Origin of the sequence: Streptomyces sp. NPDC102270, assembly GCF_044766405.1 — a bacterium.
Lineage (GTDB): Bacteria > Actinomycetota > Actinomycetes > Streptomycetales > Streptomycetaceae > Streptomyces.
Map to the genome: position 1 here is coordinate 1 of NZ_JBIWLX010000027.1, position 24,208 is coordinate 24,208.

Below are 24,208 nucleotides of genomic sequence, written 5' to 3' on the forward strand. Positions count from 1 at the left end.
AAACGCCCGGTTACATTCCGAACCCGGAAGCTAAGCCTTACAGCGCCGATGGTACTGCAGGGGGGACCCTGTGGGAGAGTAGGACACCGCCGAACAATTTTTGGGAAAACCCCCGTGCCATTCGGCACGGGGGTTTTCTGCGTTTCAGGTTCTTTTTCTCAAGGGGGCGCCTTGCGCCCCCCTCTTTTATTTACAGACGTCCGGCTGCTTTCAGTGCGAGGTATGCGTCGGCCAGGGCGGGAGCCAGGTCGTCCGGCGTCGCATCGACGACAGTCACTCCGTGCCGGCGGAGTTGTTCCGCCGTGCGATGTCGTTCCGTTTGCGATTGAGCGGCGGCTGCGGCCTCGTAGATGGCGTCGGTGTTGCCGCGGGCAGTGGCCATGCGGGCGATATGGGGATCCGCCACCGAGGCCAGAAGGACCGTGTGTCGTTGGGTGAGCTGAGGAAGTACGGGCAGCAGCCCTTCCTCGATGGGCGCGGCGTCGAGGCTGGTGAGCAGCACGATCAGGGAGCGGCGAGGGGCCGTACGCAGGGCCGTGGCGGTGAGACCACGAGCGTTCGTTTCGACGAGTTCGGGCTCGAGGGCGGCCATTGCGTTGACCAGCGAGGGGAGCAAGTCTTTGGCCGTTCGGCCTTGGACCAGGGCGCGTACTCCGCGGTCGTATGCCAAAAGGTCTACGCGGTCGCCGGCGCGGGAGGCGAGGGCGGCCAGGAGCAGGGCCGCGTCCATGGAGGCGTCGAGGCGTGGGGCGTGACCCACGCGTCCCGCTGAGGTGCGGCCGGTGTCGAGGACCACGAGGATGTGGCGGTCGCGTTCGGGGCGCCAGGTGCGTACGGCGACGGACGTCTGGCGGGCGGTGGCTCGCCAGTCGATGGAGCGGGTGTCGTCGCCGGGAACGTACTCGCGCAGGCTGTCGAATTCCGTGCCTTCGCCGCGGGTGAGGACGCTGGTACGGCCGTCGAGTTCACGCAGGCGGGCCAGCTTGGAGGGCAGGTGCTTGCGGCTGGTGAACGGGGGCAGCACCCGGACGGTCCAGGGGACCTTGTGGGTGCCCTGGCGGGAGAAGAGCCGGAGGGGGCCGTAGGAGCGAATCGTCACTCGGTCGGCCTGGCGGTCGCCGCGGCGGGTGGGGCGTAGGCGGGTGGTGAGGCGTCGGCGTTCGCCGGCCGGGACCGTCAGTTGGTGGCGGGAGGCTTCCACCTCCGTGCCGGGCTGCCAGCTGCTCGGGGGCCAGGCGTCGCGGAGGTGGGCGCGGAGCGGGCGGCCGGACGCGTTGGTGACCGTGAGGGTGACGTCGGCCGTCTCGCCGAGGCGGGCGGAGGTGTCGCCGGACCGGGTCAGGCCGAGCCGTCGCACGGGTGCCGCCAGGGCGAAGTCGCACGCGCAGGCCACTGCCAGGGGGGCGTTGACCGCGAGGATGCCAGTCCAGCTGGGTTCCCAGATGCCGACGGGAAGGGAACCCAGGGCTGCGAGGAGTGCGGCGCGTCCGGTGAGGGCCATCAGCGGGGGACCGGGACGTGGGCGAGGATCGCGTTGATGACGGAGTCGGCCGTCACGCCCTCCATCTCGGCCTCCGGGCGCAGTTGTATGCGGTGGCGCAGGGTGGGGAGGGCCAGGGCCTTGACGTCGTCGGGGATGACGTAGTCGCGGCCGGTGAGCCACGCCCACGCGCGCGAGGTGGCCAGGAGGGCGGTGGCGCCGCGCGGGGAGACGCCGAGGGTGAGGGACGGCGACTCGCGGGTGGCGCGGCACACGTCGACGACGTAGGCGGTGATCTCGGGGGAGACCGTTGTCTTGGCGACGGCCGCGCGCGCGGCTTCGAGATCGGCCGGGCCTGCTACGGGGCGTAGGCCTGCGGCCTTGAGGTCGCGGGGGTTGAAACCCTCGGCGTGGCGGGTGAGGACATCGATCTCGTCCTGGCGGGAGGGGAGCGGGATCGTCAGCTTGAGGAGGAAACGGTCCAGCTGGGCTTCGGGGAGGGGATAGGTGCCCTCGTACTCGACCGGGTTCTGGGTCGCGGCGACCAGGAACGGGTCGGGGAGGAGGCGCGGGGTGGCGTCGACCGTGACCTGCCGCTCCTCCATGGCCTCCAGGAGGGAGGACTGGGTCTTGGGTGGGGTGCGGTTGATCTCGTCCGCGAGGAGGAGGTTGGTGAAGACCGGGCCGGGCTGGAAGGAGAACTCGGCACTGCGGGTGTCGTAGACCAGAGAGCCCGTCACATCGCTGGGCATGAGGTCGGGGGTGAACTGGACGCGCTTGGTGTCGAGTTCCAGCGCGGATGCGAGGGCGCGGACGAGCAACGTTTTGGCGACCCCAGGGACTCCTTCCAGTAGTACGTGTCCGCGGCAGAGGAGGGCGACGACAAGACCGGTCACGGCGGGGTCCTGGCCGACCACGGCTTTGGCGATCTCGGCGCGCAGGGCTTCCAGGGAGGCCCGGGCGGTGTCCGGGTCCCCGGTGGTCCCGGCGTTGTCAGTGGTCGGGTCCATCATGAACGGCGTACCTCTCTTTCGAGGGCGTCGAGTTGGTCGGCAAGGGAGATGAGGGCTGCGTCGTCGCCGGGCGGCGGGCCGAAGAGCAGGGAGTGCAGGGACTGTCCGTCTCCGTCGCGGTGGAGATGGCCGGACAGGGCGGGGAGCAGGGCTTCGGGCGCGTGCGCCTGGGTGACGGGGACGCCTACGAGGGGGGCGAGGCGGGTGCGGGTGGTGGAGCGAAGAGCGGTGGCCGCGCGGTCACGGGCGTTGGCCTTGCGGTAGAGGCGGGCGCGGCCTTCGACGGTCTCGGAGGCGCGGATCGCCACGGGAAGTTTCTCGGGCACGAGCGGGCCCAGTCGGCGTGCCCTCCAGAGAGCGGCGAGTGCTGCCGCGAAGAAGAGCTGAAGTGTGCCCCAGAGCCAGCCCGAGGGGAGCAGGTCGAGGAAGTCCTTCTCCTCGCCGGGGTCGGTGGTGGAGGAGTCGGAGAGCGAGGGGAGGTACCAGACCAGATGGGGGCGGGAGCCGAGCAGTTGGAGGGTGAGCGAGGCGTTGCCCTGCTCGTCGAGGGTGTCGTTGTAGAGGATGTCGGGCGCGCCGAGTACGACGGTGTCGCCGTCCCCGGAGGCCGCCGGGACGCGCACCAGAGTGGGCAGGCGCTCGCTGGGGTAGCACTCGTCGTTGCCGGGGTCGGTGACGGTGTAGCGGATGCCACCGGTGTCGGCGGTCCCCGCGCGCCGGGCCGCGGGCAGGCCGCAGTCGGGGGAGAGCGTCGAGTCCAGGCTGGTGGCGGGGTCCGCGACGACGCCGGGGACCAGCCGTTCGACGGACCAGCCGCCGGGGGCGACGAGGACGGTGCGGCCGTCGGAGTCGGCGGTCGCGGAGCGCAGTCGGCTCTGCTGGCGGTGCGTCAGGAGGTCGGGGACGGCGACCAGGAGCGTGGTGTCGGGACCGGCCGCGGCGCGTGCCTGGTCCAGGGTGGTGACCACGCGGGTGTCGACGCCCCGGTCGGCGAGGAGTTCGGCGACGGCGCGGCTGCCGTAGGGGTCTGCGGAGCGCGGGTCGAGGCTGCCGTGCCGCTCGGTCGAGCGGATCGCCGCGATCGCCACGGCCGCGACGAGGAGCAGCACGAGGGCGAGCACGACTCCTCGCGCGCGGGTCCACACCTGGCGGGCGGTGGGCGAGGCCGAAGTGGACGGGAGCGTGGCCTCGGTGGTCATTCGGCGGCTCCCTGGCGGGCGTTGTGGTCCGCGCTGTGGCTGCTGCTCGTGCTGTTGGCCAGTACCGGCTTGGTGCGTTCCAGGTCGCGGTCGAGTTCGGCGATGCGGTGGTACGACTGCTCGGTCGCCGCCCGGCCGCCGTACGTGACGTCGTCGAAGTCCCGGGCGGCGGAACGCAGCCGGTCCGTGTGGGAGGGCAGGGCGCGGCCCGCTTCCGCGGCGGCCTCGTCCGCGGTGCGGCCGGGACGGAGATCGAGCAGGGCACGCTCCTCCAACGCGCGGACGATCGCGCGCATGCGCTCCTGTACCGCCTGGTTCCAGTGGCCCTGGGCTGCCTGTGCCTCGGCGGCCGCGCGGTGGTCGGCGGCGCTGCGGGGGCGGTCGTCGAACAGGGCGGTGGCGGAGGCGGGTCCTCGGCGCGGGGTGCCCAGGCGCCACCACAGTGCGCCGACGACCAGGGCTATCACGGCGATGACGACGACCAGGCCGAGTGGTCCGCCCGGTGTCGCTGACGAGGCGGCGTTGAACAGCTTGTCGACCCATTCCCAGAACGCGTTGAGGGCGCGCTGGAACCAACTGGGGTCGTTCTCGTGGTACATGCGCTTGGACAGCTCGCGGCGGGCCGCCTCCCGCGCGGGGTCGCGCGGGATCGTCAGCGGCGGTTCGTCGGCGGACCGTGCCGGTGACAGCACGGAGGTGTCGACGGCGCGCAGCGTGGTGAGCACTCCCCCCGGCAGGTTCACCGCATCAGCTCCCGGGAGTGGGGCCGGTGCCGTAGTCCTGGACGCCGGCCGCGCGGGCCAGTTCGAGGTCGAGGGCCTCGCGGCGGATGCGCTGGTCGATGTAGAGGAGCACGGTGACGCCGGCCGAGATCGGGAAGGTGATCATGGAGCCGATCACCGAGCCGATGCCGCTGATGATGAGGAACGTCCAGCCGAGGTCGCTGGTGCCGTTCACGAAGCCGCCGACACCTTCACCGCTGAGCGCCGCGGCGAGGAAGGTGAAGGGGATGACGACGATCGCCGCCACGATGTTCGCGATGATTCCGGCCAGCAGCTGGATGCCGAGGACCCGCCACCAGGAGCCGCGGACCAGTCTCGTGGAGCGGTTCATCGACCTCACGATGCTCTGCTTCTCCAGCATCAGCGCGGGCGAGGCCAGGGAGAAGCGGATCATCAGCCACAGGGCGACGACGCCGGCGCCGAGGAGGCCCAGGATCGCGAGGGCGATACCGCCGCCGTTGGAGCCCGCTGCGGCCACGAGGATGCCGGGCAGCGCTCCGACGGCCAGCAAGCCGAAGGTGATGAGCAGCAGCAGGAAGATCAGGCCGAACAGCCTGGGTACCTGCGGGCGGGCGTCGCGCCAGGCCTCGCCTGTGGTGACCGGCCTGCCGAGCACGGCCCGGCTGGTGACGGTCGTCAGCAGTGCGGTCGCGGCGACCGTGCCGATCAGGGAGATCAGGAAGACGACGGTGGAGCCGAGCATGGTCTCGCCCAGGGCGCGGGTCAGCTCGTCGGCGCTGGCGCTGGGGTCGTTGAGGGCCTCGGTCCCCGCGCTGTCGTTCAGGACCAAGCCCTGGAGCAGGATGACGAGGACCTCGGTCACGACGGCGACGGTCAGCGAGATGCCGAGGACCGTGCGCCAGTAGGTGCGCATGGTGGAGACCGCGCCGTCGAGGATCTCGCCCACGCCGAGCGGGCGCAGGGGGATCACGCCGGGCTTGGCCGCGGGCGGGGGGCCGCCCCAGCCGTTGTAGCCGCCGCCCCAGCCCGGGGGAGGGCTGTAGCCTCCGGGCGGCCCGGCGGGGGGCTGCGTGCCCCAGCCCGGGCCGGGCGGCGGGGGCGGAGGGCTCTGGCCGGGAGCGGCGGGGCCGGTGGGGGCGGACCACTGACCTGGTGGCGGCTGCTCCTGGGACCACTTCGAGCCGGCGTCCTGCGGGTTGTCCTCCGGCTGCTGCGCGGGCTTCGCGGTGTCGGGCCGGGCGGCGGGCTCGGCGGGACCGGACGCGCCGGGCTCGTGCCCGTCGGACGGGGCGGATCCGGGCGAGGCCCAGCCCGGAGTGTCGTTCATCGTCGCTCCTTCACGGTGCCCGTCCGCGGTCGCGGCGGCAGGTTGGCAGCCATCGTGCCATGGGGTGGTCGGCGAAGGACCAGCCGCGGTATGCGCTGCACACCTTCAATACTCCGGCGGACAAGGGGCAGACTGATCGCATGGCTGATCAGTACGTGCAATCCGGCGAGCACAGCAAGCCCACCGACATCCCGGCGATCCGCTGGGAGGAGCCACCCGAAGGCCCCGTGCTGGTGCTTCTCGACCAGACGAGGCTGCCGGCCGAGGAGGTCGAACTGGTCTGTACGGATGCGTCCGCGCTGGTGGAGGCGATCCGTTCGCTCGCCGTGCGTGGGGCGCCGTTGCTCGGCATCGCGGGGGCGTACGGGGTCGCGCTCGCCGCCGCGCGCGGGTTCGACGTGGACGAGGCGGCGGCCGTGCTGGCGGCCGCGCGTCCGACCGCGGTGAACCTCGCTGTCGGGGTACGCAGAGCCGAGGCCGCCTACCGGGCCGAGTTCGGCAAGAGCGGTGACCAGGAACTGGCCGCCGCGGCGGCGCTGGCGGCGGCGCGCAGGCTGCACCAGGAGGACGCGGCGGCCAGTGCCGCCATGGCCGAGCGTGGGCTGGCGCTGCTGGACGAATTGCTGCCGGGCGGCGGGCACCGGATCCTGACCCACTGCAACACCGGTTCGCTGGTGTCGGGCGGTGAGGGGACGGCGTTCGCGGTGGCCCTCGCGGCTCACCGCGCGGGGCAGCTGCGGCGGCTGTGGGTGGACGAGACGCGTCCCTTGTTCCAGGGCGCCCGGCTGACGGCGTACGAGGCGGCGCGCAGCGGGATGGCGTACACCTTGCTGACCGACAACGCGGCGGGCTCGCTGTTCGCGGCGGGGGAGGTGGACGCGGTGCTGATCGGGGCCGACCGGATCGCGGCCGACGGCTCGGTGGCGAACAAGGTGGGGAGCTATCCGCTGGCGGTGCTCGCGCGGTATCACCATGTGCCGTTCATCGTGGTGGCGCCGGTGACCACCGTGGATCTGGATACGCCGGACGGGGCGTCGATCGAGGTGGAGCAGCGTGCCGGCCACGAGGTGACCGAGATCGCGGCGCCCCAGGTGCCGGTGGCGAGGGCCGAGGCGGGCGGCGGGATTCCGGTGGCGCCGCTGGGGACGCAGGCGTACAACCCGGCCTTCGATGTGACGCCGCCGGAGCTGGTGACGGCGATTGTGACGGAGGAGGGCGTGGTGTCGCCGGTGACGGCTGAGGCCCTTGCCGAGCTGTGTGCGAGGTCCCGGGAGGTGTCGATCAGCTGATCCGGATGCAATGACCACGCATCCGCCCGACATCTGCGGCTCGTACCCACGGCGGCGGTCGAGGCAGACAGTGACGGTCGGGTACGACTAAGGTCACTGGTCGGTGAGCTGTCTCACCACTGCCTTCACCACTGTTATGAGAATGGGATGATGTCGTTTATGAAGGGACGAGTCCTTGTCGTCGACGACGACACCGCACTTGCCGAGATGCTGGGCATTGTGCTGCGTGGTGAAGGTTTTGAGCCGTCTTTCGTAGCCGACGGCGACAAGGCGCTGGCCGCGTTCCGTGAGGCCAAGCCGGATCTGGTGCTGCTGGATCTGATGTTGCCCGGGCGGGACGGCATCGAGGTGTGCCGTCTGATCAGGGCGGAGTCCGGCGTGCCGATCGTGATGCTGACGGCCAAGAGCGACACGGTGGATGTCGTTGTGGGCCTGGAGTCCGGTGCCGACGACTACATCGTGAAGCCGTTCAAGCCGAAGGAGCTCGTGGCCCGGATCCGGGCGCGGCTTCGGAGGTCGGAGGAGCCGGCTCCCGAGCAGCTCGCCATCGGTGACCTGGTGATCGACGTGGCCGGCCACTCCGTGAAGCGGGAAGGGCAGTCGATCGCGCTGACGCCGCTGGAGTTCGACCTGCTGGTCGCGCTCGCGCGAAAGCCGTGGCAGGTGTTCACGCGTGAGGTGCTGCTCGAGCAGGTGTGGGGTTACCGCCACGCCGCCGACACCCGGCTCGTCAACGTGCATGTGCAGAGGCTGCGTTCCAAGGTCGAGAAGGACCCGGAGCGGCCCGAGATCGTGGTGACCGTCCGTGGTGTGGGTTACAAGGCAGGGCCCAGCTGACATGTCCGGGGACAGTGCCGCTTCGTCGCCCGGGCGGGCCGGGGTGAGCGCGGGACGGCCTGTCGGGCGGACGAAAGCCCGCTCCCGCTGGGGGCGGTTCATCGAGGACGGGCTGCTCCAGGGCGGAGTCCAGGGAAGCCCGGTCGTGCGGCTCTTCATGCGCTGGGTGCGCCGGCCGCTGCTTCCCGTGATGCGGCTGTGGCGGCGCAACATCCAGCTCAAGGTCGTCGTCACGACCCTGCTGATGTCGCTCGGCGTGGTTCTTCTGCTGGGCTTCGTCGTCATCGGGCAGGTGCGCAACGGGCTCCTCGACGCCAAGGTGAAGGCATCGCAGAGCCAGGCCACCGGCGGATTCGCGGTGGCCAAGCAGAAGGCGGAGGCGGCCGACGCCGGGACCGACGACACGGCTGCGGCGGACGGTCAGTCCGACCAGTTCGTCATCGAGTGGATGAGCAACCTCGTCTACTCGCTCTCCAGCGGCGGTCAGGGCGCCTTCGACGTGGTGACCCTGCCCGTGGGCGGCGACAGCGGGAGCGGGCGCGGACCGCGCGCCTCCGGCGACGTGGATCCGACGGCCAGCGTTCCCGAGGCGCTGCGCGAGAAGGTCGACGACAGTACGGCCGCCGCGCAGAGCTACACCCGCATCGTCTACGACGCCGACGAGGAGTCGCAGCCTGCCCTCGTCATCGGCAAGCAGGTCAACGACCCCAACGGCGACCCGTACCAGCTGTACTACCTCTTCCCGCTCACCCAGGAGGAGAAGTCGCTCAGCCTGGTCAAGGGCACCCTGGCGACCGCCGGGCTCTTCGTCGTCGTACTCCTCGGAGCCATCGCCTGGCTCGTGGTGCGGCAGGTCGTCACGCCGGTGCGGATGGCGGCCGGGATCGCCGAGCGGCTGTCCGCCGGGCGGCTGCAGGAGCGGATGAAGGTCACCGGCGAGGACGACATCGCGCGGCTCGGCGAGGCCTTCAACAAGATGGCGCAGAATCTCCAGCTGAAGATTCAGCAGCTGGAGGACCTCTCGCGGATGCAGCGGCGGTTCGTGTCGGACGTGTCGCACGAGTTGCGGACGCCGCTGACGACCGTACGGATGGCCGCGGACGTCATCCATGACGCGCGCGAGGACTTCGATCCGATGACCGCGCGGTCGGCCGAACTGCTCGCCGACCAGCTGGACCGGTTCGAGACCTTGCTCGCGGACCTGCTGGAGATCAGCCGGTTCGACGCGGGTGCGGCGGCGCTGGAGGCCGAGCCGATCGACCTCAGGGAGGTCGTGCGGCGGGTCGTCAGCGGGGCCGAGCCGCTCGCCGAGCGCAAGGGCACGACGGTCCGGATCGTGGGGGACCAGCAGCCCGTCGTCGCCGAGGCCGACGCCCGCCGGGTGGAGCGCGTGCTGCGCAATCTCCTCGTCAACGCCGTGGAGCACGGTGAAGGCAAGGACGTCGTGGTCAAGCTGGCCTCGGCGGGCGGGGCTGTCGCGGTCGCGGTGCGCGACTACGGGGTCGGGCTCAAGCCGGGTGAGGCCACGCGTGTGTTCAGCCGCTTCTGGCGGGCCGACCCGGCACGCGCGCGTACCACCGGCGGTACGGGTCTCGGCCTGTCCATCGCCCTGGAGGACGCGCGGCTGCACGGCGGCTGGCTCCAGGCGTGGGGTGAGCCGGGCGGCGGCTCGCAGTTCCGGCTGACGCTGCCCAGGACGGCCGACGAGCCGCTGAGGGGCTCGCCGATACCGCTGGAGCCCAAGGATTCACGGCGCAACCGTGGACTCGATGACGCCGGCCTGCCGCGCGGAGGCGGCGACAAGGCGGCCACCGTGCCGGTCCAGCCCAAGAGCGACCAGGTGACCGCGCGGGACCCGATAGCGCCCCGGGCGGGCGCGGTGGCCCCCACGGCCGATCCGACGGCGTTGCCCGGCAACGGCGCGCGCGTGGTGTCCCGGCCGACATCGAGTGCGCGACGGCCGGACGGTGCGTCCGCAGGGGACGCGCCCGGCGGTGACACCGCCGGCCGCCCGGAGGCCGGGGCGCAGGAGTCGTACGAACAGCAGGGGGAGGCATTCCGTGGGCGCTGACCGCGAGGGGGGCGGCCGGCGCACGCCGGGGCGCGCGACGGTGTACGCCGCCTGCGGAGTCGTACTGCTGGCGGGGTGCGCCTCCATGCCGGACAGCGGGGATCTGCGCGGCGTGGACTCCACGCCGCGCCAGGACACGCAGGTGCGGGTCTTCGCGATGCCGCCGCAGGAGGACGCCGAGCCCACGGACATAGTGCAGGGCTTCCTCGAGGCGCTGACCAGCGACGATCCGAATTACGAGACGGCCCGCCAGTACTTGACCAGGAGCGCGGCGAAGCAGTGGCAGCCGGGGCTGTCCACCACGGTGCTCGACGACGGGCCCGGTGCCGACGTCGTGCCGCCCGTGGACCGGGAGCAGTCCGAGGACAAGTCGTTCACGCTGGTCGGCACGAAGGTGGCGGTGGTGGACGCGCAGCAGTCGTACGCGCCGGCCTCGGGCGAGTACCGGGAGACCGTGCATCTCGTGCAGGACAAGAAGACCAAGCAGTGGCGGATCGACAGCCCTCCGCGCGGAGTCGTCATGGGCAGGTCGGACTTCCAGCGGAACTACGTGTCCGTCAATAAGTACTACTTCGCTTCGCATACCAGGTCGGCGACGGCTCCACAGACCGTGGCGGTGGCCGACCCCGTGTATGTGCGTGAGCGCGTGGACCCCATGACACAGTTGGTGCGATCCCTGCTCAAGGGGCCGACCAGTTGGCTCGACCCCGTCGTCAGGACGAGTTTTCCCACCGGTACGGCCCTCAGGAGCGGCGTCTCCTCGCTGACTCCCGACGACCAGAGCACCTTGACGGTGCCGCTCAACGACAAGGCCAGGAACGTCGGCTCGGACCAGTGCAAGGCGATGGCGGCCCAGCTGCTGTTCACCCTGCAGAATCTCACCCCTGCCGTGGACGACGTCGAACTGCGGGCGGGCGGCAAGCAGTTGTGCTCCGCCGCACAGAGCGACGCCGATGGGGACGCCACGCGCGGCTCGGTCGAACATCCCGAGTTCCTGTACTTCGTCAACGGTGAGCACCGGCTGGTGCGGGTTTCGGCCGAGCCGGGCGGCAGCAGTACGAAGGCCGAGCCGGTTGCGGTGCCCGGAGCGCTGGGCGACGGCGACAAGGATCTGCGGTCGGTGGCGGTTTCGCGTGACGAGCACACCGCGGCCGGTGTCGGGATCGACGGCAAGGCGCTGTACGTCGGGTCGCTGGTGTCGGGCGGGTCGCTCGGGGAAGCGGTGCTGCTCAGCAACGGCAAGACGGCCGACGACCGGCTGACCACGCCGAGCTGGGACACCGAGGGCGACCTTTGGGTGGCCGACCGGAACCCCGCCGATCCGCGACTGCTGCTCTTCAAGGAGGGCGCGGGCAAGCCGCTGGAGGTGGAGACTCCCGGGCTGGACGGGCGAATCAAGGACCTGCGGGTGGCCGCCGACGGGGTGAGGATCGCGCTCGTCGTGGAGAAGGGCGGCAAGCAGTCGCTGTTCATCGGGCGGATCGAGCGGGAGGGCAGGACCGGGGACCCGCGGAGCGTCTCGGTGCGGGAACTGCGCTCCGCGACACCGGATCTGGAGGAGGTCACGACCATGTCCTGGGCCGGCGACAGCAGGCTCGTGGTGGTCGGACGCGAACAGGGCGGCGTGCAGCAGACGCGGTACGTCCAGGTCGACGGCTCTACTCCGGAGGGGCCGCCGCCGGCCGCGCTCACCGGTGTGAAGGAGATCGCGGCGTCCGAGGACGACGAGATGCCCTTGGTGGCCTACTCGGAGGACGGGATCGTACGGCTGCCGGCCGGGGCGCAGTGGCAGAAGGTGGACGTGGACGGTACGGCGCCGGTCTATCCGGGGTGAGGTGACGGGACCGAGCTGTCGGGAGCGGCCGCTTTTGCCGGGGTGATGCCCTGGTGAGGGTGGCCGCTCTTTGTTCTGATGCGGGTGGGATTCGTGGTTGGGCGGGCGGGCCGGATTCGCTGGGTGGGGCGGGGCGTAAACGTCGTGGGGGACCGAATCGAGGGCCGTGTTCGGCCGGCCGGTTAGTTGTATGGGGCCGGAATTTATAAGGGGAACTGTTGTTCGTGCCTGTTGCTCGTGCGGGGCGCGGTTTTCCACAGGGAGTTATCCACAGGGGTGGCCGGGCTGCTTCGGCGTTGGCACAGTGGTGGGCATGCGGGGGTGGTGGCAGGACCTCACCGATCTGGTGCTGCCGGCCGAGTGCGGAGGCTGCGGGAAGCCGCGCACGGTGCTCTGCCCGGAGTGCCGCGCCGCCCTGAACGGGGCCGCGCCGAGCCGGGTGCGACCGGTTCCGGAGCCGTCCGGACTGCCGGTCGTGCATGCGGCGGCTCGGTATGCGGACTCGGTACGAGCGGTATTGCTGGCTCACAAGGAGAGGGGGGTGCTCGGCCTCGCGGGGCCACTCGGTACGGCCCTGGCGGGGGCTGTGTGGGCGGCTGTGCGGGAGGCGTGTGAGCCGGGGGGTGAGGGGTTGGCGTCGGGGTGGCCTCGGGGGGCCTGGGAGCGGGGTTACGGGGCTTTGGGGCGGCCCGGTGGGGAGTTGGAGAGTGGTGGGCCTTCCGGGCGGGTGGCGGGGGGCTTTGGCGGGGTGCTGGCTGGTGGGGCGGCGGCGTCTGAGGGGCGGGCTGGTGGGGCTCGGGCGCCTTTTGCCTCTGCTGGTGGGGCGGGGGCGTCTGGGGGCTCTGCCGGTGAGGCCGGATGGTCGTGGGAGGTCGGCGGGACGGGTGAGGCAGCCTTGGCCTGGGGTGGGGATGTGCCGGGTGCGGGGCTCTTGGCCAGGGGCGGTGGAGCGTCGGGTGCGGACGTGCAGGGCAGGGGCGGGGGCGCTTCAGGGGTGGAGGCTCTGCGCCGGGGGCGAGACTTCTCAGGTGCGGAGCTCCTGACCAGGGGCGGTGGAGCGTTGGGTGAGGAGGTCTGGGGAAGGGGTGGTCGCGCGGCAGGTGTAGACACCTTGAACGGCGGCAACGGCGGCGGCACTGGTGTGCCGGGTGGTGAGGCTCTGGCCGCAGGTGGTCAGGCTTTGACAGGGGCCGGGAGTCCCCATGCCGATGTGTTCGTCGGTGGTGGGTGGGTGGAGGAAAGGCTCCGTGTGCCACCCGTGCTGCTCGTTCCCGTGCCGTCCGCGCGGCGGGCGGTTCGGGCTCGGGGGCATGATCCGGCTCGGCGGATCGCGTTTGCGGCGGCCGGTGAATTGCGACGGGCGGGCATGCCGGCACGGGTGGTGGCAGTGCTGCGGCAGCGGCGAGGCGTGGCCGACCAGTCGGGGCTCAACTCCCGGGAGCGGCTGAACAATCTCACGGGCGCACTGACCGTGGTGCCTGGTGGTGGGCGGCTCCTGGCCGAGGGGCTGGTCGTGCTGGTCGACGACGTGATGACGACGGGCGCGTCCCTGGCCGAGGCGGCGCGAGCCGTCCGGGAGGCGAGGGACCGGGAGAACCGGGCGGCGAGCGCCCGGCAGCGCATCGCGCACCGCGGTGAACGGACGACCGCCGGACATCGTGATCATCGGCAACAGGGCGGACGAGAGGGCAGTGGTCTTGGACCGCTGGAGGCTCGTGCGCAGCATGGCCGAGTGGTGGCCGGATGCGGTGATGATCCGGCGGGCCTCGTGTACACCGCCACAACCCGGGAAGGCATGGGGGAACGGATGGCCACAGTGACGGAGGAGGACTCGGGCCGGGAGCGCTGCTCGGCGGCAACGGCGGACGCGGGGACCGTCCGTGACGTCGTCTGCGCGGCTGTGGTCGCGGCCTCGCCGGGTTCTTTCGAAATAAACCGGAACTGACTGCGTAGTTGCATCGTTGCTGGTTACGAGAAGGTCAATTCACCTGAACGGAGGTACGCCGCAGTAGAGGGTGACGACATCCGTCCAGGCGAGATATGTTCGGTTGTGTGAGAAAGGCGCAGGCCACACCTCGCAAATCCGAATGCCGTGCCCGCGGGATTTCCACCATCACCCGTGACGGTGGAATGGAGATCTTGCCCGCGGGGGAGGAGGTGCACGTCACCGAGTCCGAGGTTCCGGGGCTCACCGGAGCCTGGTGCAAAAGGGAGATGCTCCGCATCGCGGCGGAGCGATCCGGGAACGGAGTTCTGCGTGGACATCGTCGTCAAGGGCCGCAAGACCGAGGTGCCCGAGCGGTTCCGCAAGCACGTGGCCGAGAAGCTGAAGCTGGAGAAGATCCAGAAGCTCGATGGCAAGGTGATCAGCCTCGACGTCGAGGTGTCCAAGGAGCCGAACCCCCGACAGGCCGACCGTTGTGACCGAGTGGAGATCACGCTCCGCTCCCGCGGTCCGGTGATCCGGGCGGAAGCGGCAGCCAGCGACCCGTACGCGGCACTCGACCTGGCGGCGGAGAAGCTGGACGCCCGGCTGCGCAAGGAGCACGACAAGCGCCACACACGCAGGGGCGCACGGCGGCTCACGGCGGCCGAGGTCGCCGACCACGTTCCGGACGCGGCGACGCTCGACGGCGATGGCCACCCCGTTCACGAGGAAGAGCCGGACGGTGTGCCCACCAAGAAGATCGGCTCGCTGGAGATCAAGGGTGAAGGCCCCCTGGTCGTCCGTGAGAAGACCCATGTCGCCTCCCCGATGACCCTCGACCAGGCGCTCTACGAGATGGAGTTGGTCGGGCACGACTTCTATCTGTTCGTCGACTCCGAGACGAAGGAACCGAGTGTCGTCTACCGGCGGCACGCCTACGACTACGGCGTCATTCACCTGAGCACGGACCCGATGGTCGCGCGGGCGCACTCTCCCGCGGCCGGCGACACGACGGGCAGCTGACCCTTCCCGGATGACAGCTGAGCCGGTGCCCCTGGAGCGCATGTGCGCCCCAGGGGCACCCGCGTGCGACCACTTCGCGCCCCGCTCTGTCATCCCACTGACGTCTGGGCATGAAATCATGGGCCCATCGGCCCAACCGGTGGGTCGTTGCCTTGGGTTGGCGATGGCACAGGACCAGCCACAGCCTTCAGGGGGAGGAACGATGGCGGACAGCTTCGGACCGCTGCACGGCCAGGACGCCGGCGACGGCGCCGTCGGCATGAGCGCGGACACGGGCTCTCCACGCAAGGAGCCGATCAGGGTCCTTGTTGTGGACGACCACGCACTCTTCCGGCGCGGACTGGAGATCGTGCTCGCGGCCGAGGAGGACATCCAGGTCGTGGGCGAGGCGGGTGACGGCGCCGAGGCCGTCGACAAGGCCGCCGACCTGCTGCCCGACATCATTCTGATGGACGTGCGGATGCCCAAGCGGGGCGGTATCGAGGCCTGCACCTCCATCAAGGAAGTGGCCCCCAGCGCCAAGATCATCATGTTGACGATCAGCGATGAGGAAGCCGACCTCTACGACGCGATCAAGGCGGGCGCGACCGGATATCTCCTCAAGGAGATCTCGACGGACGAGGTGGCCACCGCCATTCGCGCCGTGGCCGACGGGCAGTCGCAGATCAGTCCTTCCATGGCGTCGAAGCTGCTCACCGAGTTCAAGTCGATGATCCAGCGGACGGACGAGCGCCGTCTCGTGCCGGCCCCGCGACTGACCGACCGTGAGCTGGAAGTCCTCAAGCTCGTCGCCACCGGGATGAACAACCGCGATATCGCGAAGGAGTTGTTCATCTCCGAGAACACCGTGAAGAACCATGTGCGCAACATCCTGGAGAAGCTGCAGCTGCACTCCAGGATGGAGGCTGTGGTCTACGCGATGCGGGAGAAGATCCTAGAGATCCGCTAGTGCTCTTACGAGCGGCTCGCGCAGATCCGGCGCATCCACCCGCTCGACGCGGATGTCCGTGCAGTCCACCCAGCTCGCCGCCTCGGCCAGGGCCTGGGCCACCGCCGGGACCGCCTTCGGGCCGTCCACCGTGACCTGCCTGGCCACCAGCGTGCTCCCCTCCCGGCCCGGGTCCACGCGGCCGACGAGACGGCCACCGGCCAGCACCGGCATCGCGAAATAGCCGTAGACCCGCTTGGGTTTGGGGACGTAGGCCTCCAGGCGGTGGGTGAATCCGAAGATCCGCTCCGTACGCGCCCGTTCCCAGATCAGGGAGTCGAACGGGGACAGCAAAGTGGTGCGGTGGCGGCCGCGCGGGGGTGTCTGCAGGGCCGCGGGATCGGCCCAGGCAGGCTTGCCCCAGCCCTCGACTGTGACCGGCACCAGGCCCGAGTCGGCGATCACCGCGTCCACCTGTTCACCCCTGAGGCGGTGGTAGTCGGCGATGTCCGCGCGGGTGCCGACGCCCAGCGACTGGCCGGCGAGACGGACCAGGCGGCGCAGGCACTCGGCGTCGGCCAGCTCGTCGTGGAGCAGGTCGGCGGGGACGGCGCGCTCGGCGAGGTCGTACACACGCTTCCAGCCGCGGCGCTCCACGCAGACCACCTCGCCGTACATCAGGGCGCGCTCGACGGCGACCTTGGTGCCGGACCAGTCCCACCACTCGCTGGTCTTCTTCGCGCCGCCCAACTCCGTGGCGGTGAGGGGGCCTTCGGTGCGCAGCTGCTTGATGACCTGGTCGTAGGTGCCGTCCGGGAGCTGGTGGTTCCAGTGCGGGCGGCTGCGGTAGGCGCGGCGGCGGAAGGCGAAGTGGGGCCATTCCTCGATGGGGAGGATGCACGCCGCGTGCGACCAGTACTCAAAAGCATGCGGCCGGGCCGGAGACGTGCCGAGGGGAGATGTCGTCCAGTAGGCGCTCTCCACCGTCTTGCGGCCCACCGCACCGAGACGGGCGTACGGGATCAGCTCGTGGGAGCGGGCGAGGACCGAGATGGTGTCGAGCTGGACCGCGCCGAGGTGACGGAGGACGCCGCGGACTCCTGCCCGGCGGTCGGGGGTGCCGAGGAAACCCTGTGCCCGCAGGGCGATGCGGCGGGCCTCGTCGGCCGAGAGGTCGGTGGTGGGAGACGGGGTCGTCATGGGTCCGAAGATAGGGCCCGGCACTGACAATGGGAGGTGATCTGCGGATCTACCCGGGCGCGGGGAGGTACTGCACCGTCGACGGCAGGCCCAGGTCCGAGGGCAGCAGCGCGCCCACCCAGCAGTCCCGGCGCACGCCCTGGTGGGCCAAGGCCGAGCGCAGTACGCCCTCGATGACGAAACCGGCCCGCTCCGCCACCGCGCGGGAGGGCTCGTTGCCCACTTCCGCGCGCCACTCCACGCGGTCGACCGCCAGCTCGGTGAAGGCCCAACGCGAGGCGGCGAGGACGGCCTCGGTGACATAGCCGTTGCCGCGGTGTTCCTTGGTGGCCCAGTAGCCGATCTCGGCCGTGCCGGGCGAGCGCATGGTCAGACCCAGCATGCCCACCAGGTCCTCCCCTTCGGGGAGGAAGAGGCCCCAGGTGAACATGGTGTCGTTCGACCAGCCCGTCGGGGCCAGCTGCTCCGTGAAGCTCTGGGCGTGCTCCACCAGGTAGGGCGAGGGGATCGTGGTCCAGCGCAGGATGTCGGGGTCCTGCGCGGCCGCGAGGACGGCCTCGGTGTCCTGCGAGGTGGGCGGGCGCAGCACGAGACGGTCCGTGGTCAGCGTGACGGGTTCCATCGGCCGATTCTGCTCAAGTGTTCGGTGAGGGCGCCACCGCTTTGCGGTGCGTGAGCGGGTGATCACAATTCGCGCAATTCGTGAGCGGGGCGCGGCACCATCGGTGTTCCCCGTCCGTTGTCCCCTTTGAAGCAGATTTGAAAGAGCTGACAGTCGGCCTACACGGCAGGCCTCCCGACGCGGCGGGGTCCTCGCATACGATGGCCGTTGCTCAGTAAGTGAAATGGAAACCGACCGTCCCAGGCCCGACCGGCAAGGAGACCAACCCCCGTGTCCGTCCTCTCGAAGATCATGCGTGCAGGCGAAGGCAAGATCCTGCGCAAGCTGCACCGCATCGCGGACCAGGTCAACTCCATCGAAGAGGACTTCATCGACCTCTCCGACGCCGAGCTGCGGGCCCTCACCGAGGAGTACAAGCAGCGGTACGCCGACGGTGAGAGCCTGGACGACCTGCTCCCCGAGGCGTTCGCCACCGTGCGCGAGGCCGCCAAGCGCGCGCTGGGCCAGCGCCACTACGACGTGCAGATCATGGGCGGCGCCGCCCTCCACCTCGGCTATGTGGCCGAGATGAAGACCGGTGAGGGCAAGACGCTCGTCGGCACCCTGCCCGCGTACCTGAACGCGCTGTCCGGCAAGGGCGTCCACCTGATCACGGTCAACGACTACCTGGCCGAGCGCGACTCCGAGATGATGGGCCGCGTCCACAAGTTCCTGGGTCTGAGCGTCGGTTGCATCCTTGCCAACATGACACCGGCCCAGCGCCGCGAGCAGTACGCGTGTGACATCACGTACGGCACGAACAACGAGTTCGGCTTCGACTACCTGCGCGACAACATGGCGTGGTCCCAGGACGAACTCGTCCAGCGCGGCCACAACTTCGCCATCGTCGACGAGGTCGACTCCATCCTGGTCGACGAGGCCCGTACGCCGCTGATCATCTCCGGTCCGGCCGACCAGGCGACCAAGTGGTACGGCGACTTCGCCAAGCTGGTCACCCGCCTGAAGAAGGGCGAGGCCGGCAACCCGCTCAAGGGCATCGAGGAGACCGGCGACTACGAGGTAGACGAGAAGAAGCGCACCGTGGCGATCCACGAGTCCGGTGTCGCCAAGGTCGAGGACTGGCTGGGCATCGACAACCTCTACGAGTCGGTGAACACCCCTCTGGTGGGCTACCTGAACAACGCCATCAAGGCGAAGGAGCTCTTCAAGAAGGACAAGGACTACGTCGTCATGGACGGCGAAGTCATGATCGTCGACGAGCACACCGGCCGTATCCTCGCCGGCCGCCGTTACAACGAGGGCATGCACCAGGCGATCGAGGCGAAGGAAGGGGTGGACATCAAGGACGAGAACCAGACCCTCGCCACGATCACCCTCCAGAACTTCTTCCGCCTCTACAAGCGCCACGACCACAACGGCAAGGAACAGCCGGGCCTCTGCGGCATGACCGGTACGGCGATGACCGAGGCCGCCGAGTTCCACCAGATCTACAAGCTCGGTGTCGTCCCGATCCCGACCAACCGGCCCATGGTCCGCAAGGACCAGTCGGACCTGATCTACCGCACCGAGGTCGCCAAGTTCGAGGCGGTCGTCGACGACATCGTCGAGAAGCACGAGAAGGGCCAGCCGATCCTCGTCGGTACGACGTCGGTCGAGAAGTCCGAGTACCTCTCGCAGCAGCTCAGCAAGCGCGGCGTCCAGCACGAGGTGCTGAACGCCAAGCAGCACGACCGTGAGGCGACGATCGTCGCCCAGGCCGGCCGCAAGGGCGCCGTCACCGTCGCCACCAACATGGCCGGCCGTGGTACCGACATCAAGCTCGGCGGCAACCCCGAGGACCTCGCCGAGGCGGAGCTGCGCCAGCGCGGCCTCGACCCCGAGGAGCACATCGAGGAGTGGGCCGCCGCTCTGCCGGCCGCCCTGGAGAAGGCGGAGAAGGCGGTCAAGGCGGAGTTCGAGGAGGTCAAGGAGCTCGGCGGCCTCTACGTCCTCGGTACCGAGCGGCACGAGTCGCGCCGTATCGACAACCAGCTGCGCGGTCGTTCCGGCCGTCAGGGCGACCCCGGTGAGTCCCGCTTCTACCTCTCCCTGGGCGACGACCTGATGCGGCTGTTCAAGGCCCAGATGGTCGAGCGCGTGATGTCGATGGCGAACGTCCCGGACGACGTCCCGATCGAGAACAAGATGGTCACGCGCGCGATCGCGTCCGCGCAGTCGCAGGTCGAGCAGCAGAACTTCGAGACCCGTAAGAACGTCCTGAAGTACGACGAGGTCCTCAACCGCCAGCGCGAGGTCATCTACGGCGAGCGGCGCCGCGTCCTGGAGGGCGAGGACCTGCAGGAGCAGGTCGTGCACTTCATGGACGACACGATCGACGCGTACGTCGCGGCGGAGACCGCCGAGGGCTTCGCGGAGGACTGGGACCTCGACCGGCTGTGGGGCGCGTTCAAGCAGCTCTACCCGGTGAGGATCACCGTCGAGGAGCTGGAGGAGGCGGCCGGCGACCGCGCGGGTCTGACCGCCGAGTACATCGCCGAGTCCATCAAGGACGACATCCACGAACAGTACGAGGCGCGCGAGGCGCAGCTCGGCTCCGAGATCATGCGTGAGCTGGAGCGCCGGGTCGTGCTGTCGGTCCTGGACCGCAAGTGGCGCGAGCACCTCTACGAGATGGACTACCTCCAGGAGGGCATCGGCCTGCGCGCGATGGCCCAGAAGGACCCGCTGGTCGAGTACCAGCGCGAGGGCTTCGACATGTTCACCGCCATGATGGACGGCATCAAGGAGGAGTCCGTCGGCTACCTGTTCAACCTGGAGGTCCAGGTCGAGCAGCAGGTCGAGGAGGTTCCGGTCGAGGACGAGACGCCGTCCCTCACCAAGCAGGACTCCGTTCCGGCGCAGGCCGGCTCGCGTCCCGAGATCCGCGCGAAGGGACTCGACGCCCCGCAGCGCCGGGACCTGCACTTCTCCGCGCCGACCGTGGACGGCGAGGGCGGTGTCATCGAGGGCGAGTTCGCCGACGACGACGAGCCCGTGCGCTCCGAGGCCGACGGCCTCACGCGCGCGGAGCGGCGCAAGCAGTCCCGTGGTCGGGGGCGGCGCAAGAAGTAGTCGTCCTTTGGTGGGAAGGGCCGGTCACCTGGGGGTGGCCGGCCCTTCCGCGTGCGAGGGACTCGCGGGCTGTCCCGGGCCTGTCAGTCGCCGTCCGGTCGGGGAGCCCTGGGGCCGCCCAGTTCGACCGCGGTGCAGCGCCAGCGGAGGTCCTGGCCCTGTTCCAGACGGAAGGCCATGGCGCGCAGCTGGTCGCCGGCGCCGATACGGGCGAAGGCCTCCACCGCGCCCTCACGGGGGACGTAGTAGCCGATGTCCCGGACGACGGGGCGGGTGCCGCGGGCGCGCAGGGGGCCGCGCTCGGCGAGCCGGGCGAGTTCGTCGTAGGCGCGGCCCGCGGTGTGCCGGAGCATCGAGTGGACGGGACGCTGGCCGCTCAGAACGGCGAGGAGGAGATCGGCGAAGAGGTCGGTGGGGCGGGGCTGGGGGACCACGGGACGCCGCGGGGTCTGGGCCGGGACGGTCGCCGGGTTGGCTGCGGGCGTGGGCTGCGACCGGGTGGCTGTGCCGCGGACTGAGGCGCTGGCTGAGGCGCGTGAGGCGGGGGCGCGGAGCCTGGCGGTGGCGGTGGCGTGCGTTGCGGTGGGGATGCTGCTCGTGCCGGCCGTGGTCCTGCGTCGTACCCCTCCTGGGGTCGTCGTGTCGGCGGTGGTGCTGCGCGTGCCGGCGGTCGTTGAGCCGGCCGTAGCGCCGCGTCGCGCGGTTCCCGGGGGCGTCGGGTCGGCGGCGCTGCTACGGGTGCCAGAGGTCGTCGTGTCGGCCCTGGTGCCGCGCATGCCGGCGGTCGTCGGATCGCTGGTGGTGCCGCGGGCGCCGGCTGTCGTAGAGGCGGCCGTAGCGCCGCGTCGTGCGGTGCCGGTCGGCGTCTCGTTCGGAACCGGGGTGCCCTGCGGGCGGCTGTCCGTGGGGCCCGTGCGGGCGCGGGGGCCGTTGCCGGGGGACCTCGGTGGGCGGCCGTCGCCCGGGGCCGTGCGGGGCGTGCTTCCGCCAGGTGTGCGGGGTGGCGTGCCGCCCGGGCGGCGGGAGTCGCGGCGGGCCGGCGGGCGGCTGCCGGGGTGATGCTGGGCCCTGGTCATGACCTTGTTCATGGGATCCCCGTTTCAGCGGGCCCGGAAAGTACCGGGCAGTAACTTCTGGTGGGGATCTTGTACGGGGCCGTGGACCGTGGCCGCAAGGAAGCCGCGGGCCGGATCGCGCGGCCGGAATGTTCACCTATCAGGGTGACGGGAGAGGGGGAAAGCCCGTGAACTCGGGGGCGAGGCGGGTGAATTCCGGGCCCGGGGTGGACGCCTGCCGAGGTCTGGGCAGGGACTCGAAAGGGGACGCCCGCACGTATCCTGAAGGCCTTAGCGGAGCCCCTCCGATGACGTTCTCCGACCACGAAAGCGGCCAGCCATGCGCGTCTACGTCCCCCTGACCCTCTCCGGTCTCGCCGAGGCGTACAAGACGGGTGAGCTGGGGGCCGGACCGCTCCTCGCCTACGCCGTCACCCCCGCCCTGCGCGAGTGGTACCTCTCCGACGACATCGAGGAGCTGGAGTACGCGGCGCTGAACCGGGCCGCGCTGGCCTCCCTGCGGCTGCTCGCCGCGGACGCCGGGGCCGGGCGGCGCCGGGTCGTGGTGGCCGTCGACGTGGCCGACGGGGCGGCGGTCGCCGATCCCGACCGGGCGCTGGATCCCGCGGCCCTCGGTGAGGTGCGGGTCGCCGGGACGGTGAAGCTGGCCAAGGCGGCTGCGGTGCACGTCGACTCGGACGACGCGGTGCAGGATGTCACCGCCGCGGTGGACGCGCTGGAGGCGGCGGACGCCGGGGACGACGACGCGCAGTTCGTCGTGGACGGGGCCGAGGACCACGAGCTGCTGTGGTACGCGACGCAGGAGATCCCGAACCTGGTCGGGCTGGGCGGCTGAGCCCGGTCTCGGCCCTACCGGGTCGCGGCTTTACCCGTTTTGACCTGCTGATCTCTTGATTGTCAGTGGGGGCGGGTACGTTTTTGGCATGGGGAAGCTGACAGGGGCGCACATCGTCTGGGACTGGAACGGCACGCTGTTCCACGACAACGACGCGATCATCGGGGCGACGAACGCGGCGTTCGGCGAGTTGGGGCTCGCGCCGATCACGATGGAGCAGTACCGGGCGCTGTACTGCGTGCCGGTGCCGAAGTTCTACGAGCGGCTGCTCGGCCGGCTGCCCACGGACGCCGAGTGGGAGCTCATGGACGAGACCTTCCATCGGTACTACGCGGAGCACCGGGTGGGGTGCGGGCTCACCGACGGCGCGGTGGAGCTGCTGACGGGGTGGCGGTCGGCCGGGCGAAGCCAGTCGATTCTCAGCATGTACGTGCATGACGAGCTGGTGCCGTTGGTGCGCGGCTTCGGGATCGAGGCGCACTTCGTACGGGTGGACGGGCGGACGGGGCCGTCCGGGGGGAGCAAGGCGGAGCACATGGAGCGGCATCTCGCCGCGCTGGTGGGAGTGGAGGCGGCTCGGACCGTGGTGATCGGGGACGCCGCGGACGACGCGGTGGCCGCGATGCGGGTGGGGGCGAGGGCTGTGCTGTACACCGGGGGGTCGCACAGCCGGGCCAGTCTCGAGGGCGTCGGGGTGCCTGTCGTGGACACCCTGGCGGAGGCGGTCGCGGAGGCTGAGCGTATAGCGGCGTGACGGTCCGCGTCAGTTCCGCGACCACGGTGGCATGCGGCACCCCGTAGGTCAGGTCACCGGCGCCTTCGCCCTGAGCACCGTCAAGAACTCCCGCATCCAGGCCGGGTGGTCCGGCCAGGCGCGGGAGGAGACGAGGGTGCCGTCGACCACCACCTCGGCGTCCTGGAAAGCCGCGCCGGCGGACTGCATGTCGGGTTCCAGAGCCGGATAGGCCGTGACGCGACGGCCGCGCAGGCTGTCGATCGCGGCGGTGAGCAGCGGACCGTGGCAGATCTGGGCGACCGGCTTGTCCGCGTCGAAGAAGGACTTGAGGATCTTGCGGAGCTCGGGGTCGTTGCGCAGGTACTCGGGGGCGCGGCCGCCGGGGATGACGAGAGCGACGTACTGACCGGCGTCGACCTCCGCGAAGGACAGGTCGGCGGGCCAGGTGTAGCCGGGCTTCTCGGTGTAGGTGTCGAAGCCGGGTTCGAAGTCGTGGACGACGAAGCGGAGCGTCTTGCGGGTGGGGGCCGCGACATGGACGTCGTAGCCCTCCTCGCGCAGGCGCTGGTAGGGGTACAGGACCTCCAGTGACTCTGCTGCGTCACCGGTGACGATGAGGATTTTTGCGGTCATGTCGGCAAAGTGCACCGCCAGGGCGTCCTTGCCAAGAGGGCGCGCGAGGGGGAAGGGAGAAGATCATGGCCTGGAGGCGACGTGGGCACTGTGCAGAGTGTCAAAGTTCCACCCCCGGTTTTGTACACATACGGCTCATGACGGCCCCCCAGTGGGGAGCGATAGCCTAGGTGGCGTGATCAGCGCGATAGTTCGCGGGGGCGCTGTGGCCCCCGCCCCGCGCCCGGTGCGCACGGAACACCTCCGTGGCCGGGCGGCGGCCGCTGATCCTCGCGGGCGGGACGGGGCCGTACGGGCCCTCATGACGCCGAGTACACCCTCGTC

General features: G+C 70.5%; 19 protein-coding genes and 1 rRNA gene. 11 read left to right on the forward strand and 9 right to left on the reverse strand.

Going from position 1 to position 24,208, the window contains the following annotated elements; translation table 11 throughout:
- Window positions 1–95: ribosomal RNA gene (gene rrf / locus ACIRP7_RS40450) — 5S ribosomal RNA — on the forward strand; the annotation flags it as partial.
- Window positions 96–190: 95 nt separating this feature from the next.
- Here rrf and ACIRP7_RS40455 read toward each other — a convergent pair.
- The 5 genes from ACIRP7_RS40455 to ACIRP7_RS40475 are packed head-to-tail and all read right to left on the reverse strand — an operon-like array spanning window position 191 to window position 5,762.
- Window positions 191–1,501: a DUF58 domain-containing protein gene (locus ACIRP7_RS40455; RefSeq protein WP_403670436.1), complete on the reverse strand. Its 1,311-nt coding sequence runs from the start codon at window positions 1,499–1,501 to the stop codon at window positions 191–193.
- The gene (locus tag ACIRP7_RS40460; protein WP_403670583.1) at window positions 1,501–2,490 is read right to left on the reverse strand and encodes an AAA family ATPase; all 990 of its coding nucleotides are present in this window, start codon (window positions 2,488–2,490) and stop codon (window positions 1,501–1,503) included. The genes ACIRP7_RS40455 and ACIRP7_RS40460 overlap by 1 nt, the downstream gene beginning before the upstream one ends.
- On the reverse strand, window positions 2,490–3,692 hold the full coding sequence (locus ACIRP7_RS40465) for a DUF4350 domain-containing protein (RefSeq protein WP_403670439.1): 1,203 nt from the start codon (window positions 3,690–3,692) through the stop codon (window positions 2,490–2,492). The genes ACIRP7_RS40460 and ACIRP7_RS40465 overlap by 1 nt, the downstream gene beginning before the upstream one ends.
- Window positions 3,689–4,435, reverse strand: a complete 747-nt coding sequence (locus tag ACIRP7_RS40470; RefSeq protein WP_403670442.1) for a DUF4129 domain-containing protein — start codon at window positions 4,433–4,435, stop codon at window positions 3,689–3,691. The genes ACIRP7_RS40465 and ACIRP7_RS40470 overlap by 4 nt, the downstream gene beginning before the upstream one ends.
- A gap of 4 nt (window positions 4,436–4,439) precedes the next feature.
- Window positions 4,440–5,762, reverse strand: a complete 1,323-nt coding sequence (locus ACIRP7_RS40475) for a glycerophosphoryl diester phosphodiesterase membrane domain-containing protein (protein WP_403670445.1) — start codon at window positions 5,760–5,762, stop codon at window positions 4,440–4,442.
- 140 nt (window positions 5,763–5,902) lie between these two features.
- On the opposite strand from ACIRP7_RS40475, the gene mtnA reads away from it, so the two are divergent.
- The 7 genes from mtnA to ACIRP7_RS40510 all read left to right on the forward strand — a co-directional run bounded on the left by mtnA (window position 5,903) and on the right by ACIRP7_RS40510 (window position 15,692).
- A complete protein-coding gene (gene mtnA / locus ACIRP7_RS40480; RefSeq protein ID WP_403670448.1) occupies window positions 5,903–7,051 on the forward strand; it encodes an S-methyl-5-thioribose-1-phosphate isomerase in 1,149 nt (382 codons plus the stop codon).
- A gap of 147 nt (window positions 7,052–7,198) precedes the next feature.
- The gene (gene mtrA / locus ACIRP7_RS40485) at window positions 7,199–7,888 is read left to right on the forward strand and encodes a two-component system response regulator MtrA (protein ID WP_187281934.1); all 690 of its coding nucleotides are present in this window, start codon (window positions 7,199–7,201) and stop codon (window positions 7,886–7,888) included.
- Between the two features lies 1 nt (window position 7,889).
- On the forward strand, window positions 7,890–9,959 hold the full coding sequence (mtrB, locus tag ACIRP7_RS40490; protein WP_403670452.1) for an MtrAB system histidine kinase MtrB: 2,070 nt from the start codon (window positions 7,890–7,892) through the stop codon (window positions 9,957–9,959).
- Entirely contained in the window at window positions 9,949–11,793 is a 1,845-nt protein-coding gene (locus tag ACIRP7_RS40495; RefSeq protein WP_403670455.1) for an LpqB family beta-propeller domain-containing protein, read from the forward strand. The genes mtrB and ACIRP7_RS40495 overlap by 11 nt, the downstream gene beginning before the upstream one ends.
- A 1,111-nt stretch (window positions 11,794–12,904) precedes the next feature.
- Window positions 12,905–13,738: a ComF family protein gene (locus tag ACIRP7_RS40500; protein WP_403670458.1), complete on the forward strand. Its 834-nt coding sequence runs from the start codon at window positions 12,905–12,907 to the stop codon at window positions 13,736–13,738.
- Window positions 13,739–14,050: 312 nt separating this feature from the next.
- A complete protein-coding gene (gene hpf / locus ACIRP7_RS40505) occupies window positions 14,051–14,743 on the forward strand; it encodes a ribosome hibernation-promoting factor, HPF/YfiA family (RefSeq protein WP_390007258.1) in 693 nt (230 codons plus the stop codon).
- A gap of 202 nt (window positions 14,744–14,945) precedes the next feature.
- Window positions 14,946–15,692, forward strand: a complete 747-nt coding sequence (locus tag ACIRP7_RS40510; RefSeq protein WP_352391095.1) for a response regulator transcription factor — start codon at window positions 14,946–14,948, stop codon at window positions 15,690–15,692.
- Here the strand turns inward: ACIRP7_RS40510 and ACIRP7_RS40515 are convergent.
- Both ACIRP7_RS40515 and ACIRP7_RS40520 read right to left on the reverse strand, forming a co-directional pair.
- Window positions 15,678–16,871 (reverse strand): winged helix-turn-helix domain-containing protein, encoded by a 1,194-nt coding sequence (locus tag ACIRP7_RS40515; RefSeq protein ID WP_403670462.1) that lies wholly within the window; start codon window positions 16,869–16,871, stop codon window positions 15,678–15,680. The genes ACIRP7_RS40510 and ACIRP7_RS40515 overlap by 15 nt on opposite strands.
- 49 nt (window positions 16,872–16,920) lie before the next feature.
- Entirely contained in the window at window positions 16,921–17,493 is a 573-nt protein-coding gene (locus ACIRP7_RS40520; RefSeq protein WP_403670465.1) for a GNAT family N-acetyltransferase, read from the reverse strand.
- Between the two features lie 270 nt (window positions 17,494–17,763).
- Here ACIRP7_RS40520 and secA point away from each other — a divergent pair, with 270 nt between their 5' ends.
- On the forward strand, window positions 17,764–20,604 hold the full coding sequence (gene secA / locus ACIRP7_RS40525; protein WP_403670467.1) for a preprotein translocase subunit SecA: 2,841 nt from the start codon (window positions 17,764–17,766) through the stop codon (window positions 20,602–20,604).
- Window positions 20,605–20,687: 83 nt separating this feature from the next.
- Here the strand turns inward: secA and ACIRP7_RS40530 are convergent, their stop codons facing one another.
- Window positions 20,688–21,692 carry an Rv3235 family protein gene (locus ACIRP7_RS40530; protein ID WP_403670470.1) on the reverse strand — a complete coding sequence of 335 codons (1,005 nt, stop codon included), beginning with the start codon at window positions 21,690–21,692 and terminating at the stop codon, window positions 20,688–20,690.
- A gap of 307 nt (window positions 21,693–21,999) precedes the next feature.
- Here ACIRP7_RS40530 and ACIRP7_RS40535 point away from each other — a divergent pair, with 307 nt between their 5' ends.
- Together ACIRP7_RS40535 and ACIRP7_RS40540 are read left to right on the forward strand one after the other, a co-directional pair.
- Window positions 22,000–22,515 carry a DUF6912 family protein gene (locus ACIRP7_RS40535; protein WP_403670473.1) on the forward strand — a complete coding sequence of 172 codons (516 nt, stop codon included), beginning with the start codon at window positions 22,000–22,002 and terminating at the stop codon, window positions 22,513–22,515.
- An 88-nt stretch (window positions 22,516–22,603) separates the two neighbouring features.
- Window positions 22,604–23,269 (forward strand): HAD family hydrolase, encoded by a 666-nt coding sequence (locus ACIRP7_RS40540; protein WP_403670476.1) that lies wholly within the window; start codon window positions 22,604–22,606, stop codon window positions 23,267–23,269.
- Window positions 23,270–23,317: 48 nt separating this feature from the next.
- Here ACIRP7_RS40540 and ACIRP7_RS40545 read toward each other — a convergent pair whose 3' ends face one another.
- Window positions 23,318–23,884, reverse strand: coding sequence for a DJ-1/PfpI family protein (locus tag ACIRP7_RS40545; RefSeq protein WP_403670479.1), 567 nt, complete (start codon window positions 23,882–23,884; stop codon window positions 23,318–23,320).
- Window positions 23,885–24,208 lie beyond the last annotated feature (324 nt).